Source organism: Streptomyces sp. NPDC051320 (assembly GCF_040682175.1).
In the GTDB taxonomy this organism is placed as follows: Bacteria; Actinomycetota; Actinomycetes; order Streptomycetales; family Streptomycetaceae; genus Streptomyces.
The window spans coordinates 730,176-744,255 of sequence record NZ_JBFBAL010000001.1; the positions used below are offsets into that span (position 1 = coordinate 730,176).

At 65.8% G+C, this 14,080-nt stretch carries 12 protein-coding genes; 2 read left to right on the top strand and 10 right to left on the bottom strand.

Features of this window, described 5'->3' with window-relative positions; all coding sequences use genetic code 11:
* Nucleotides 1-45 precede the first annotated feature (45 nt).
* The 5 genes from AB0M87_RS03545 to AB0M87_RS03565 all read right to left on the bottom strand — a co-directional run bounded on the left by AB0M87_RS03545 (nt 46) and on the right by AB0M87_RS03565 (nt 5,764).
* A complete protein-coding gene (locus AB0M87_RS03545) occupies nt 46-1,185 on the bottom strand; it encodes a dipeptide ABC transporter ATP-binding protein (RefSeq protein WP_365849723.1) in 1,140 nt (379 codons plus the stop codon).
* Nucleotides 1,175-2,152: an ABC transporter ATP-binding protein gene (locus tag AB0M87_RS03550; RefSeq protein ID WP_365849724.1), complete on the bottom strand. Its 978-nt coding sequence runs from the start codon at nt 2,150-2,152 to the stop codon at nt 1,175-1,177. The genes AB0M87_RS03545 and AB0M87_RS03550 overlap by 11 nt, the downstream gene beginning before the upstream one ends.
* 12 nt (nt 2,153-2,164) lie before the next feature.
* Nucleotides 2,165-3,133, bottom strand: coding sequence for an ABC transporter permease (locus AB0M87_RS03555; protein ID WP_365849726.1), 969 nt, complete (start codon nt 3,131-3,133; stop codon nt 2,165-2,167).
* Complete coding sequence (locus AB0M87_RS03560) at nt 3,126-4,049, bottom strand: ABC transporter permease (RefSeq protein ID WP_365849728.1); 924 nt, start codon at nt 4,047-4,049, stop codon at nt 3,126-3,128. The genes AB0M87_RS03555 and AB0M87_RS03560 overlap by 8 nt, the downstream gene beginning before the upstream one ends.
* A gap of 77 nt (nt 4,050-4,126) precedes the next feature.
* The gene (locus AB0M87_RS03565) at nt 4,127-5,764 is read right to left on the bottom strand and encodes an ABC transporter substrate-binding protein (protein WP_365849730.1); all 1,638 of its coding nucleotides are present in this window, start codon (nt 5,762-5,764) and stop codon (nt 4,127-4,129) included.
* Between the two features lie 513 nt (nt 5,765-6,277).
* On the opposite strand from AB0M87_RS03565, the gene AB0M87_RS03570 reads away from it, so the two are divergent.
* On the top strand, nt 6,278-6,733 hold the full coding sequence (locus tag AB0M87_RS03570; protein ID WP_365849732.1) for a hypothetical protein: 456 nt from the start codon (nt 6,278-6,280) through the stop codon (nt 6,731-6,733).
* Between the two features lie 235 nt (nt 6,734-6,968).
* Nucleotides 6,969-7,406: a cytidine deaminase gene (locus tag AB0M87_RS03575; protein ID WP_365849734.1), complete on the top strand. Its 438-nt coding sequence runs from the start codon at nt 6,969-6,971 to the stop codon at nt 7,404-7,406.
* A gap of 222 nt (nt 7,407-7,628) precedes the next feature.
* On the opposite strand, the gene AB0M87_RS03580 is transcribed toward AB0M87_RS03575, so the two are convergent.
* The 5 genes from AB0M87_RS03580 to AB0M87_RS03600 all read right to left on the bottom strand — a co-directional run bounded on the left by AB0M87_RS03580 (nt 7,629) and on the right by AB0M87_RS03600 (nt 13,873).
* Complete coding sequence (locus AB0M87_RS03580) at nt 7,629-8,753, bottom strand: dipeptide ABC transporter ATP-binding protein (protein WP_365849735.1); 1,125 nt, start codon at nt 8,751-8,753, stop codon at nt 7,629-7,631.
* Between the two features lie 25 nt (nt 8,754-8,778).
* Nucleotides 8,779-9,843, bottom strand: a complete 1,065-nt coding sequence (locus AB0M87_RS03585) for an ABC transporter ATP-binding protein (RefSeq protein WP_365849736.1) — start codon at nt 9,841-9,843, stop codon at nt 8,779-8,781.
* A gap of 10 nt (nt 9,844-9,853) precedes the next feature.
* On the bottom strand, nt 9,854-10,831 hold the full coding sequence (locus tag AB0M87_RS03590; protein WP_365849738.1) for an ABC transporter permease: 978 nt from the start codon (nt 10,829-10,831) through the stop codon (nt 9,854-9,856).
* Between the two features lie 114 nt (nt 10,832-10,945).
* The gene (locus tag AB0M87_RS03595; protein WP_365849739.1) at nt 10,946-12,745 is read right to left on the bottom strand and encodes an ABC transporter substrate-binding protein; all 1,800 of its coding nucleotides are present in this window, start codon (nt 12,743-12,745) and stop codon (nt 10,946-10,948) included.
* Nucleotides 12,746-12,844: 99 nt separating this feature from the next.
* Nucleotides 12,845-13,873, bottom strand: coding sequence for an ABC transporter permease (locus AB0M87_RS03600; protein ID WP_365849741.1), 1,029 nt, complete (start codon nt 13,871-13,873; stop codon nt 12,845-12,847).
* Nucleotides 13,874-14,080 lie beyond the last annotated feature (207 nt).

Sequence of the window (14,080 nt, forward strand, 5' to 3'; positions counted from 1 at the left end):
CAGCGAGACCCGTGCGAAGGGCCCGCCGGACGTCCGCGTTCCGTTTCAGTGACCTTCGCTCGTCTCCGGCGCCACCACCTGCTTCTCCTCGGCGAAGTGGCACGCCGAGTCGTGGTGTACCGGCCCCTGCGCCTCGCGGAACACGGCAGGGACGGCCAGCGCGGGAACCTCCAGCGCGCAGCGCTCCTGCGCCTTCCAGCAGCGGGTGCGGAACCGGCACCCGGACGGCGGGTCGGCGGGCGAGGGGACATCACCGGACAGGATGATCCGCTCCCGGCGGTCCCGGGCCTCCGGATCCGGCACCGGGACCGCGGAGAGCAGGGCCTGGGTGTAGGGGTGCGTCGGGTGGTCGTAGATCTCGGCGTCCGAGCCGACCTCGACGATCCGCCCCAAATACATCACGCCGACCCGGTCGGAGATGTGCCGCACGATCGACAGGTCGTGCGCGATGAACACGTACGCCAGGTCGAACTCCTTCTGCAGCCGGTCGAGCAGGTTGATGACCTGTGCCTGCACCGACACGTCGAGCGCGGAGACCGGTTCGTCGGCCACGATGATCTCGGGGTTGAGCGCGAGACCGCGGGCGATACCGATGCGCTGGCGCTGGCCGCCGGAGAACTGGTGCGGGTAGCGGTTGATGTACTCCGGGTTGAGGCCGACGACGTCGAGCAGGTCCTGGACCTTGCGCCGCCGGTCACCCTTGGGGGCCACTTCGGGGTGGATCTCGTACGGCTCCCCGATGATGTCGCCGACCGTCATCCGGGGATTGAGCGAGGTGTAGGGGTCCTGGAACACCATCTGGATGTTCCGGCGCACGGCCTTCAGGGCGCGCCCGGAGAGCTTGGTGATGTCCTCGCCCTTGTACCGGATGGTGCCGGCCGTCGGTGCCTCCAGGTTCACCAGGAGCCGGGCGACCGTCGACTTGCCGCAGCCGGACTCCCCCACGATGCCGAGCGTTTCGCCCTGGCTGAGTTTGAACGAGACCCCGTCGACAGCCTTGATCGCTCCGATCTTCCGCTTGAACAGGATTCCCTGGGTGAGCGGGTAGTGCTTGACCAGGTCGCGGACCTCCAGGATGTGCTCGCCGCCGGCGAACGCGGTCTCCGCCCGCGACTTCGCCATCAGGTCCCGTGCCGCCTCGCCCTCTTCCGGCGCCTGCTTGCGCCCCGAGTGTTCACTGCGCATCGATCGTCTCCTCCCAGAAGTGGCAGGCGCTGCGGCGTTCCTCGTTCACCACGTACAGCGGTGGCACATCGGTGTGGCACACCTCCCGGGCGCGCGGGCAGCGGGGGTGGAAGGCGCAGCCGGGCGGGATGCGTAGCAGGTTGGGCGGCAGTCCCTTGATCGCGTAGAGCTCCTGGCCCTTCTGGTGCAGGCGGGGGATCGATGCGAGCAGACCCTCGGTGTAGGGGTGTGCGGGGCGCTTGTAGATCTCATGGACCGGGGACGTCTCGACGATGCGCCCCGCGTACATCACGGCGATCTTGTCCGCGACGTCGGCGACCACGCCCAGGTCGTGGGTGATCAGGATCAGCCCCATGTGGTACTCCCGCTGCAGCTCCGCCAGCAGGTCCATCACCTGGGCCTGGACCGTCACGTCCAGGGCCGTGGTCGGCTCGTCCGCGATGATCAGGTCGGGCTCCAGGGCCAGCGCCATGGCGATCATGATGCGCTGGCGCATACCGCCGGAGAACTGGTGCGGGAACTGGTTGACACGCTCCTTGGCCGCCGGGATGCGCACCGTGTCCATCAGTTCGACGGACCTGGCCTTGGCGTCCTTGCGGGACATGCCCATATGGACGACGAACATCTCGCCGAGCTGCTCACCCACGCTGAGCACCGGGTTGAGCGAGGAGAGCGCGTCCTGGAAGATCATCGCCATCTTGGCGCCGCGGACCTTCCGGCGCTCCGCCTCCTTGAGCTTCAGCAGGTCCTGGCCCTGGAAGATGATCTCGCCGCCCGCGATGCGGCCCGGTGGTACGTCGAGAATGCCCATGATCGCTTGAGCGGTCACCGATTTGCCGGACCCGGACTCACCGAGCACCGCGAGCGTCTCACCGGAGTCCACCGTGTAGTCGACACCGTTCACCGCGTTGGCGATCCCGTCGCGGGTCTGGAACTCCACGTGCAGGTCGCGCACTTCGAGCAACATGGGCGGTACTCCTCAGCGCAGCTTGGGATCGAGGGCGTCGCGTACCGCGTCGCCGAGCATGATGAAGGCGAGCACCGTGATGGCCAGCGCACCGGCCGGCCAGAGGAGCATGTGCGGGGCGTTGCGGATGTACGGGGAGGCGGCGGAGAGGTCGATGCCCCAGGAGACCGTGGGCGGTTTCAGCCCCACCCCGAGGAACGAGAGGGTCGCCTCCAGCGAGATGTAGGTACCGAGCGCGATGGTCGCCACCACGATCACCGGCGCCACCGCGTTCGGTGTGATGTGGCGCAGCAGCATCCGGGAGTTGGAGGCGCCCAGGGCCCGCGCCGCCTGGACGTAGTCGTTCTGTTTGGCGGTGATGACCGAACCCCGCGCGATACGGGCGATCTGCGGCCAGCCAAGCAGCACCATGAAACCGACCACCGGCCAGACCGTGCTGCTGGTGACGACGGACAGCAGCACCAGACCGCCGAGGACCACCGGGATGCCGAAGAAGATGTCGGTGATCCGCGAGAGGATCGCGTCCCCCGCGCCGCCGAAGAACCCGGCGAGCCCGCCCAGGATGCTGCCGATGACGGCCACCCCGACGGTGGCGCAGACGCCGACCGTCACCGACTGCCGGGCGCCGTAGACCGTACGGGTGTAGACGTCGCAGCCCTGGCCGGTGAAACCGAAGGGGTGTCCGGGCTGGGGGCCTTCCTGCGCTTTCGCGAGGTCGCAGGCGAGCGGGTTCTGGGTGGCGATGGACTGGGGCCAGATCGAGATCACCACCAGGAAGAGGATGATCAGCGCCGAGATGATGAAGATCGGGTTGCGGCGCAGGTCGCGCCACGCGTCGGACCAGAGACTGCGCGCCCGGTCGTCGGGGCCGCCGCCACCGGGTCCGCGCTCCAGCGTGCTGCCCTCGCTCATCGCGAGGTCGGTGCCGCCCCCGGCGCCGGTGGCGGCGATCGCTTCGTCGGGATTCTGCGACTCAGGCATAACGGATCCTCGGGTCGAGAACGGCGTAGAGGAGGTCGACGACGAGGTTCGCCACCAGGAAGACGATGACCAGGATGGTGACGAAACCGACGACGGTCTGGGTGTTCTGGCGGACGATGCCCTGGTAGAGCTGGTAACCCACGCCGTGGATGTTGAAGATCCGCTCGGTGACGATGGCGCCGCCCATGAGCGCGCCGATGTCGGTACCGATGAAGGTCACCACGGGGATGAGTGAGTTGCGCAGCAGATGCCGGACGATGATGCGGCGTTTCGGCAGTCCCTTGGCCACCGCCGTGCGCACGTAGTCGGCGCGTTTGTTCTCCGCGATCGACGTCCTGGTCAGCCGGGTCACGTAGGCCAGCGACACGGAGGCCAGCACGAGTCCGGGCAGGATCAGCTCGTTGAACGGGGCCTCCGGTGAGACCGCTGGTTTGATGACCGCCCACTTCACCCCGAACAGCAACTGGGCCAGCAGGCCGGTGACGAAGGTCGGGACCGAGATGACGAGCAGGGTGAGCAGCAGGACGGTGGTGTCGATGGAGCGTCCGCGGTTGAGCCCGGTGATCACGCCGAACAGGATGCCGATGATGATCTCGAAGATGATCGCCACGATGGTGAGCCGGATGGTGACGGGGAAGGCGGTGCCCATCAGTTCGGTGACCTTCTGACCGTTGAAGGCGGTACCGAAGTCACCGGTGAAGAGGTTGCCCATGTAGGTGGCGTATTGCTGCCACACCGGCTTGTCGAGCCCGAACTCCTTGCGCAGCTGCGCGGCGGTGGCCGGGTCGCACGCACGTTCCCCGCAGAGTCCCGCGACGGGGTCGCCCATCACGTTCACCATCAGGAAGATCAACAGCGTGGCACCGATGAAGACCGGGATCATCTGCAGCAGACGCCTGATCACATAACGTCCCATGAAGGGCTCCCGGGGTCGTCGATGGAAGGTGCCGGAGCCCGGCGCTCGGAGCGCCGGGTCCTATGCCCCTTCAGGCGTCACTTGACCTTGATCTCGTTGTAGACCGGGACGCTGAACGGGTTGAGCGCGACGTTGGTGATCCGGTCCGAGTAGCCCGCGCTGCCGTTCTGGTACCAGAGCGGGATGGCTCCCATCTCGTCCCTGAGCACCTTCTCGGCGTCCTGGAAGGTCTTGACGGCGGTGGCGGTGTTGGTCTCGGCATTGGCCTTGTCGACCAGGCTGTCGAACTGCTTGTTGCTCCAGTGACCGTCGTTGGACGAGGCGTTGGTGTAGTACAGCGGCTGCAGGAAGTTCTGGATGAGCGGGTAGTCCATCTGCCAGCCGGCCCGGAAGAGGCTCGTCATCTTCTTCTGGGTGATCTGGTTGCGGAAGTCGGCGAAGGTGCCGACCGGCTTGCCGACGCACGCCCTGTCGTTGCCGAGGGAGTTGTTGATGCTGTTGCAGACGGCGTCGACCCACTCCTTGTGCGAGCCGGTGTCCGCGTTGTACGCGATCGAGATCTGGCCGTTGGGCAGGCCGCCGCCCTCCTTGATCAGCTTCTTGGCCTCGGTGGGGTTGTACTTGCAGGAGGCGCCGCACAGGCCGGCCTTGTACCCGCCGGCCGCACCGAGGACCGGGGAGGTCCAGTCGGTGGCCGGGGTGCGGGTGTTCTGGAAGATCGTCTTGGTGATCTGTGGCCGGTTGATCGCCATGGACAGACCGATCCGGACCTTCTTCGCCTTCGCGCTGTTCCACGGCGTGCGGTAGAAGGGGAACGACAACGTCTGGATGATGCCGGCCGGGGTGTTCAGGTACCGGCCGTTCAGGTCGGACTTGACGTTCTTGAGCTGCGCGGCGGGCACATCGTCGACCAGGTCGAGGTTGCCCGCCGTCAGGTCGGTGTAGGCGGTGTTGTTGTCGGTGTAGACCTTGAGATCGACCCCGCCGTTCTGCGCCTTGTCGGGCCCCGGGTACTTGTCCCACTTACGCAGGCTCATCTTCGAGCCCCTGGTGTACGACTGCACGGTGTACGGACCGTTGCCGATCGGCTTCTTCAGCCAGGCGTCGTGGTGGGTGAAGAACGCGGTGGGCAGCGGCGCGAAGGCGGCGTACCCGAGGGTGTCCGGGAAGGTCGAGAACTTCTGGTCGAGCTTGATGGTGAAGGTCCGGTCGTTGATGACCTTCAGCCCGGACAGCTTCTGGGCCGTGGCGCTGCCCTTGTCCGGGTGGACCTTGTCGTATCCGTCGATGTACCCGAAGAAGTAGGCGTTCTTCTGGTTGTTCTTCAGGTCGGCGCCGTAGTTCCAGGCGTCCACGAAGGACTTGGCGGTGACCTTCTCGCCGTTGCTGAACGTCCAGCCGCTCTTGATGGTGACCTTGAAGTTGGTCGAGTCGCTGGTCTCGATCTTCTGGGCCAGCATGTTGGTGGCCTTGCCGGTCTTCGGGTCGTACTTCTTGAGCTCCCGGAACACCATGTCCAGGACCTTGCCCCCCTGCACCTCGTTGGTGTTCGCGGGCTCCAGCGGATTCTGCGGGTCGCCCCACGAGGAACTGAGGACTCCACCACCCTTGCCACCGCCGCCGCTGCCGCTGCCCCCACCGCCTCCGCAGGCCGTCGCCGCGAGAGCGACAACGACCGCGCAGGCGGCCCACTTGGCGTGTGTGGCTCCGCGCATGGAGTGCCTCCTCTAGGTATCAGGTCGTACTTTGAGCCCAATATCGCCTCATACCGATGCCCATGCACTCTCATTGCGGCCATCTGTGTCCATCCGTCACCAGAACCGCCCGGATGCCCCGCATGACGGAAAGGACATGCCTTTCAGCGGACGTCGGCGTCCCGGTCCCCGCCTCCGCCGAAATGCCGAGCCGCGGGCCCACTTCTCTGCGGCATCCGACCCGGTTCTCATCCACAGATCGATGCACCCCGGCCGCAGCGAGCAACCCGTCACGGCCACGAGGGCACGGTCAAAAACGCAGCGTCCGAATAGGGGTTCGATCTCCGCAGGGCCGACTCGACGGCCAGACACAGTCCGGCTCCGCACTCATGGAATTCCGCCTGCTCGCGACCACGACAGTGGGCAGAAACCCAACCTCAATTGTTCATCAACTCGCTTCGTGCAGATCGATCTCGATGCCACACTCTTCTCAGTTGACCACTGCATCCATGACAACTCCTCGGGGGAATTCCGATGAAAACGATCAGCAGGATCGCCATCGCGAGCGGCGCACTCACCCTTGCGTTCACCGTTTTCGGCCCGGCCGCACCCGCGTCGGCGTGGGGCTCCCATCACCTGGTGAACAAAGCCACTGGAAAGTGCCTCCAGTTCAACGGGGTCGACAAGAAAGTCACGCTGGCCACCTGCAAGAAGACGGACAAACAATACTGGTCGAACGTGGGCGCCAAGCTCGCGAACATTGGGAACCAGTACGGCGGCTGGTGCCTCGCGCATTCAGGGAAGAACAAGCCGGCGTACGGCCGAGGATGTTCCAAGGCGCAGGTCGTCTCGCTCAACAGTCTGCGTAATGGCGACACGACGTATATCGGATCGGCAAAATGCGGCATGTTCAAGGAAGTCAGCGGCAAGGTCATCTGCGGCACAAGGACGAGCAACAAGTCACAGATGCAGTGGGTCGTCAAGGCATGAAGTGACAGTTACCCTCAGGACCGATACGTGAGTGCATTGCACCGTTCAGGGTTCTGCAGGGGCTGACCTCGATCTCATAACGGTCCGCCGGCTGCTTCGGCGGACCGTTTTCGATGTGCAGAATCGATGGGGGCAGGCCGGTGGCCCGACGGAGGCCCCTGTCACCCAACAGCGGACAGCGCACCTCGTGAAAGCGCGAGGCCGACGTCTCCGAGACTTCACGAAGGGCAGGGCAATGACCAGGCGAACCCACACCGTGGATCACGAACTCATCCACGCCGCGGCCCACGTCGCGCGCACGCGCTGCCGGGGCGACAACCACACCATGGCGGCCGCGGCCCGCGCCCGGGACGGTCGCATCATCACCGCGGTGAACGCCTACCATTTCACCGGAGGCCCCTGCGCCGAGCTGGTCCTCATCGGCACGGCGGCCACCCAGGGCGCCTACGACCTGGACACCATCGTTGCCGTGGGCGACCGCGACCGCGGGGTAGTGCCCCCGTGCGGACGGTGCCGCCAGATCCTTCTCGATTATTTCCCGGCCATCAACGTCATCGTCGGCACAGGCGACCGCCTCCGAGCCATGTCCATCGCCGACCTGCTTCCCGAAAGCTACGTCTGGGCCGACCACCAGCTCGACACCGAGGACGCTGGACCGCTCAGCACGAGCTGACACCGCCGGGCGGAAACAGAGCGAACGCTGCCTGCCGCGGCAAGGCTCAGCAAGCCCTGCGGGGCGCCGGCCGCCGGCTCGTATCCGCGCTGTGCTGCCCTGATGCGGCCGGAGATCTCCGGCCGGGGGGCCGGACGGTGCGCGTGGTCACTCTGCGCCACTGCGAAGCCCCGCGGACCGGTGACCGGTCCGCGGGGCTTCGGCAACGCGTTACGCGGTGGGTTACTCCGAGGAGCCCTTCTCCATGCTGACGAGGCCCGGGTCGAGGACAACGTCCTCGTCGCGCGGCGCGATCGTCGGCTCCTCCGGGAAGTGGCAGGCGGTCAGGTGCCCGGCACGGCTGCCGGCGAGCTGAACCAGCGGTGGCTCCTCGGTGGCGCACTTGTCCTGCGCCTTCCAGCAGCGTGTACGGAAGCGGCAGCCGGACGGGGGCATGATCGGCGACGGGACGTCGCCGGCGAGCCGGATCCGCTCCCGCTTCGCCACGTCGATGTCCGTCTCGGGTACCGCCGAGAGCAGGGCATGGGTGTAGGGGTGGCGCGGCCCGTTGTAGAGCGAGTCACGGTCCGCGATCTCCACCAGCTTGCCCAGGTACATGACGGCGACGCGCTGCGAGAAGTGCCGCACGATGGACAGGTCGTGAGCGATGAAGACGAACGCGATGCCCAGGTCCCGCCGGAGATCCTGCAGCAGGTTGACGACCTGCGCCTGAATGGAGACGTCCAGGGCGGAGACGGGCTCGTCCGCGATGATCAGCTTCGGCTGCAGTCCCAGAGCACGGGCCACTCCGATGCGCTGGCGCTGACCGCCGGAGAACTCGTGCGGGAAGCGGTTGTAATGCTCCGGGTTGAGCCCGACGATCTCCAGCAGCTCCCGTACCCGGGCCTCCCGGCCGTTCGGCGGGTTGACGCCGTTGATCTCCATCGGACTGGCGATGATGTTGCCGACCGTCTGCCGGGGGTTCAGCGACGCGTACGGGTCCTGGAAGATCATCTGGATCTCGGACCTGATGGGCGCCAGCTGCTTGCGGCTCGCGTGGGTGATGTCCTGGCCGGCATACGTGATGGAGCCGCCCGTCGGTTCGAGCAGCCGGGTGAGCAGCCGGCCCGTGGTCGACTTACCGCATCCGGACTCACCGACCAGGCCCAGGCTCTCGCCGGGGTAGACGTTCAGCGAGACACCGTCGACCGCCTGGACGGCACCGACCTTCCGCTTGATGGGAAACCCGCCGTAGATCGGGAAGTGCTTGGTCAGCTCCTTGACTTCCAGCAGCGGCTCGGACGAAACCGGATCCCGCTGCGGCTCGGCCGCCTCGGTGGAGGCGGTCTTCGTGTTCTTCTCACTCATGTTCGTAGCCCCACTCGCCGGTACATCAGCCCAGCCGGGGCTGAATCGTCTCGATGAAAATCTGCTGCTTCTGCTGCGCCGTCAGGTGGCACGCGGAAGCTCGTCCCTCCGCGAGCACGGGCCGCTCGTGCACGCAGCGGCTGCTGTTCTCCACCAGCTCGGCGAATTCGCACCTCGGATGGAACGGGCAGCCGGTGGGCGGGTTCAGCAGACTCGGCGGCGTACCGGGGATGGGCCGCAGCGGCTCGTTCACGTCGGAGCCCAGACTCGGCATCGAGCTGAGCAGGCCCCAGGTGTACGGGTGCTGCGGGCTCTTGAGCACCTCGCGCACACTGCCACGCTCGACGGCTCGTCCCGCGTACATCACCAGCAGGTCGTCAGCGACGTTGGCCACGACACCCAGGTCGTGGGTGATCAGCACGATCGCGGACCCGAACTCCTGCTGGAGATCCTTGAGCAGGTCCAGAATCTGCGCCTGGACCGTGACGTCCAGCGCCGTGGTGGGCTCATCGGCGATCAGCAGCTCCGGGTTGCACACCAGCGACATCGCGATCATCGCGCGCTGCCGCATACCCCCGGAGAACTGGTGCGGATAGTCGTCCACCCGGGACTTCGGGTCGGGAATGCCCACCTTGCCGAGCATCTCGATGGCTCGCGCCCGGGCTTCCTTCTTGGAGGCGCCGGTGTGCTTCACGAACGGTTCGGCGATCTGCCGGCCGACCGTGTAGTACGGCGACAGCGCGGTCAGCGCGTCCTGGAAGATCATCGCCATCTTGTTGCCGCGGAGACTCTCCATCTCCTTGCGCGACACATCGGTGACGTCCTGGCCGTCCACCAGGATCTCTCCGGTGATGGTGGTGTTCTGCGGAGAATGCAGACCCAGGATGCTCAGGTTGGTCACCGATTTGCCGGAGCCGGATTCACCGACGATACCGAGTGTCTTGCCGCGCTCGAGATCGAAGGAGAGCCCGTCGACCGCCTTGACGATGCCCTCTTCGGTGGAGAACTGAACCCGCAGGTCCCGCACCGACAGGAACGCGTTCGAACCGGTGGGAGGCGGTGCGCCCTCGGTCTTGGTGAGTGTGGTCACGGTCGGGCTCCTAGGACAGACGCACGCGCGGGTCGATGAACGCGTACACGGCGTCCACAATGACGTTGAACAGAAGGATGAATGCGGCGCTGAAGATCATCACGCCCATGGTCAGCGGCAGGTCCTTGTCACGGACCGAGTCGACCGCCAGCCGCCCGATTCCCGGGAGACCGAAGGTGAATTCCGTGACGATCGCGCCACCGAACAGAGCACCCAGGTCCATCCCGAAGATGGTGACGATCGGGATGAGGGAACCGCGCCACGCGTAGCGGAAGAAGACGTAGCTGCTGCTCATGCCCTTGGCGCGGGCCGCTCTGACGTGTTCCTCCTGCAACTGCTCGATCATCGTCGCGCGCGACATACGGGTGTACTGCGCCGTGAAGACGATCGAGATGACGAACCACGGGATGAGCAGACCCATGAACCAGCCGGCCGGATCCTCACTGATCGGCACGTACTTCGGCTTGTCGAGCCAGCCGGTGCTGAAGACGAAGATGAGGAGTACGACCGGGCCGAGGAAGTAGATCTGCAGGGAGTTCAGCACCAGCGACGCGGAGCTGAACACCTTGTCGATGGTGGTGCCCTTCTTCCAGGCGGCGATCATTCCGGCGCCCAGGCCCACGACCAGGAAGACGATGAGTCCGCCGACCGAGAGGGACAGAGTGAGCGGGAAGCGATCCATGATCGTTCCCCACACCGGCTGCTGGTTGTTGAAGGAGATACCGAAGCACGGCGCCGAGCAGTGGCCGACCGGGAAGTCGCGCCCGGCGAAGATGCCGACGACGTAGTGCCAGAACTGCACCGCCACCGGTTGGTCGAGGCCCAGGTTCTTGTGGATGACCGCCAGGGCGTCCGGAGTGCAGTTCTTGCCACAGGCGAGCAGAGCAGGGTCCTGTGGGACGGCGAAGAACATGAAGTATGTGAAGGCGCTGATCAGGAAGAGGATGAGCACCGCGCCGACGGACCGGCGAATGAGGAATTGAAACATGGCAGGTAGCTGCTCTCAGGACGGCGGCTATGAGGGGATCGTGAGCGAGGCCCGACGCCCCGATGGTGCGCACTCCGCCGGGTGCGCACCATCGGGGGCCGGCCTGGGCGGTGCCTACTTCTTCAGGAAGACGCGCGTCACGTCGACGTAGCTGCTGTCCGAGGAGTAGCGCAGACCGCCGACGTTGGAGCCGAAGATCTGGAACACCTTGGTGAAGTACACCGGGGCGGCCGGGTTGACCCGCTCGACGAGGTCGTGGTGGATCGCGGTCCAGGCCTTCTGTGCCTCGGCCGGGTCCGTGATCTTCAGCGCCTTGGCGATGGCCGCGTTGATCTTCGGGTCGTTGACGTGCGAGTAGTCCGAAGCTCCGTCCTGGATCGTCGTGCCGTCGTACGACGGCGGGATGACCGTGGAGGCGGACGGCCAGTCCTGACCCCACCCGGTCATGTACAGGTCCATGCCGTTCTTGACCTTGCCCATCTGCTCATACCAGGTGGCGCTGTCGACCGGCTTCTTGACCGGGTCGAGACCGATCTCCTTGAGGCGGTTGGTCATGACCACTGCCTGCTGCTGACGGACCGGGGTGTTGCCGAAGGCGTAGACGACCTTCTTGCCGACGGCGCCTGCCTCCTTGATCAGCTTCTTGGCCTTGGCGACGTCGCCGTTCGGCTTCTTGAGCTTGCCGAAGGGGTCGTAACCCTTCTCGTAGCCGGGGACGGTCGGAGCCATCAGACCGGTCGCGACCTCGCCGCCGTACGCACCGCCGTCGAGCTTGTACATCTGGGCGCTCGGCATGGCGTAGGTGATGGCGTCGCGGATCCGCTTGTCCTTGATCCGGTCCATGTTGAAGTTCAGCTGCCAGACGTAGGGCGCGTAGCCCTGGACCGTGCGCTTCATCGCGGCCGAGTTCGTGACGACGGACTTCACCTCGTTGGTGCCGACCTGACCGGTGAACATCATGGCGTTCTTGGCGTCACCGCGGTCAGCCAGAAGCGTCTTGGTCTGGTCGTCGTCGTCGTGGTTGAAGCCGATGTTGAAACCGTCGACGTACTGGTGGCGCACCGAGTCCGTCTTCGGGTCCCAGTTGGTGTTCTTGACGAGCGTCATCGACTTGCCGGGCTTGAAGTCGGCGATCTTGTACGGGCCGGTCGAGACCGGGGCCGTGTCGTACTTCTGCTTGGTGTCCCCCTTCTCGGGGACCACCGAGTAGCCGGTCATCGTGAGCGCCTGCGGGAGGTCGGGCTCGGCGTCCTTGAAGTGGAAGACGATCGTCTTGTCGTCCGGCGTGGCGAGGACCGAGTCGGGCAGGTGCTTGCCCTTGTACGGTCCGTCCGGCAGCGCCTTGCGGTAGGCGGACCCCGCACCCGACAGCCACTGCTGGACGTACGTCGGTCCGTCCGTGATGAACGGCGCGTACAGCCGCTCGATGGAGTGGCGGATGTCGGCCGAGGTGATCTCGTTGCCGTTCTGGTCCTTGATGCCGCTCTTGAGCGTGTAGGTCCAGGTCTTGCCGCCGTCCGTCTGCTTGCCGGCGTCGGTGGCCAGGTCACCGACAACGGTGAGCTTGCCGTTGGCGTCCTCGCTGAACTGCGTCAGTCCGCGCTGCAGCAGCCGGTCGAGGATCTTGGTGTCGCTGACGTAGCTCTGGCCCGGGTCGAGGTGGGAGAAGTCGGTCTCCTGATAGACCGACATCGTGCCGCCTGTTTTGGCGCCGGGGACCGGGGCCGCGGGGCCGGTGGAGGCCGCGGCGTCGCCGTAGGTCACGGCCTGCGACTGCTTGGCGGCGTCGCTCTGGCTCTTGCTCTTGTCCTTCGTGCCGCTGTCGCTGTTACCGCCGCAGGCGGTCAGCACCAGTGAGCCGGCCGCCAGTGCGATGACGGCAGCACGGGTCCTGCGCGTGCCAAAGATCCTCATGATGATGAGTACCTAACTGTCAGTAGTGATCCAACTGTGCTGCCTGGCTGTTCCGGTCTGGGCCGGCGCCTGTGTGGCAGCTTCCCCTCTGCGGGACGATCAGCGTCCGGACTTCGGGTCGAACGCATCCGCGACGGAGTCGCCGAGAAGGTTGAACGCCACGACGAAGACGACCATCGCGAGACCCGGGAAGAACATGTAAGCCGGGTCCTGCTCGAAGATGCCGCTGCCGATGGAGAACATCCGCCCCCAGTCCGGCGTCGGTTCGACGAAGCCGACGCCGACGTAGGAGAGAAAGGCGACCGACAGGATCGTGGAAGGAAGCAGCAGCGTCGCCTGCACCAGGATCGGTGTCATCAGGTTCGGCAGCAGCTCCTTGCGGATGATGCGCCAGGGGGAAGCGCCCGCGATCCTTGCCGCCTCGACGAACTCCCGCTCGCGCAGGGTCAGCGTGGCCGCCCGGATCAGACGGGACAGACCCATCCACCCCAGGAACGACAGCACGAGGACGATGGCCGCGGCACGGAGCCAGGTGGGCGTCTCTTCGTCCGGACGGACGAACGCGGCGGTTACCACCGGCATCGAGGCGATGAAGAACAGCTGGCTGGGGAAGGCCAGCAGAAAGTCCGTCAGCCGGCCGAGCCAGTAGTCGATCTTGCCACCGAGGAAGCCGCCGACGAGGCCGATCAGCACACCCACGATGACCATCAGAATGGTCGCGACCAGTGCCGTGTAGATCGAGGTGCGCATGCCGTAAACGAGCTGCATGAACACATCGCGACCGAGGTTGGGCTCAATGCCGAACCAGTGACTTCCCGACATACCGCCCAAAGTGCCGGTCGGCATGTTGAACTCGTCGAGCAGGTTGAGATCGTCCTGCCCGTAGAGGGTGTACGGGTCCTTGCCGTACGCCATCTTGATCACCGGTGCGAGGATCGCGACCAGAAAGAAGAAGATGACGATAATCGCGGCCACCACGCCGGTGCGGTCCCGCTTGAAGCGACGCCACATCAGCTGACCGGGCGAAAGCCCGGCAGCCTGCTCCGGCCCCGGCGCGCCCTCCTTCGGCGTCGCCTCCCCGTCGGAGGCTGATGGCCGGGTTTCCTCTGCCTGTACTGGACTTGTCACGATCGCTCGTCCCCCGCCGGGACGATGACCGTGCGCCCTACCCATTTGGCGCTTTTGGCACCACGCATGGGGCCCTCCTCATGAGTCCACTTAATCACTGCGAGAAGGGCATCTTCTACGCGCGCTGACCCCCATGCCAGCAAGCTCATCAGATGCCCCGAGTGTGCTCGTAAGTCGGCGCCCCCCACTGCGCATGACCCATTGACC

Coding starts and splice junctions, on each gene's coding strand:
- AB0M87_RS03545 (WP_365849723.1), bottom strand. CDS start 1,185: ATGCGCAGTGAACACTCGGGGCGCAAGCAGGCGCCGGAAGAGGGCGAG.
- AB0M87_RS03550 (WP_365849724.1), bottom strand. CDS start 2,152: ATGTTGCTCGAAGTGCGCGACCTGCACGTGGAGTTCCAGACCCGCGAC.
- AB0M87_RS03555 (WP_365849726.1), bottom strand. CDS start 3,133: ATGCCTGAGTCGCAGAATCCCGACGAAGCGATCGCCGCCACCGGCGCC.
- AB0M87_RS03560 (WP_365849728.1), bottom strand. CDS start 4,049: ATGGGACGTTATGTGATCAGGCGTCTGCTGCAGATGATCCCGGTCTTC.
- AB0M87_RS03565 (WP_365849730.1), bottom strand. CDS start 5,764: ATGCGCGGAGCCACACACGCCAAGTGGGCCGCCTGCGCGGTCGTTGTC.
- AB0M87_RS03570 (WP_365849732.1), top strand. CDS start 6,278: ATGAAAACGATCAGCAGGATCGCCATCGCGAGCGGCGCACTCACCCTT.
- AB0M87_RS03575 (WP_365849734.1), top strand. CDS start 6,969: ATGACCAGGCGAACCCACACCGTGGATCACGAACTCATCCACGCCGCG.
- AB0M87_RS03580 (WP_365849735.1), bottom strand. CDS start 8,753: ATGAGTGAGAAGAACACGAAGACCGCCTCCACCGAGGCGGCCGAGCCG.
- AB0M87_RS03590 (WP_365849738.1), bottom strand. CDS start 10,831: ATGTTTCAATTCCTCATTCGCCGGTCCGTCGGCGCGGTGCTCATCCTC.
- AB0M87_RS03595 (WP_365849739.1), bottom strand. CDS start 12,745: ATGAGGATCTTTGGCACGCGCAGGACCCGTGCTGCCGTCATCGCACTG.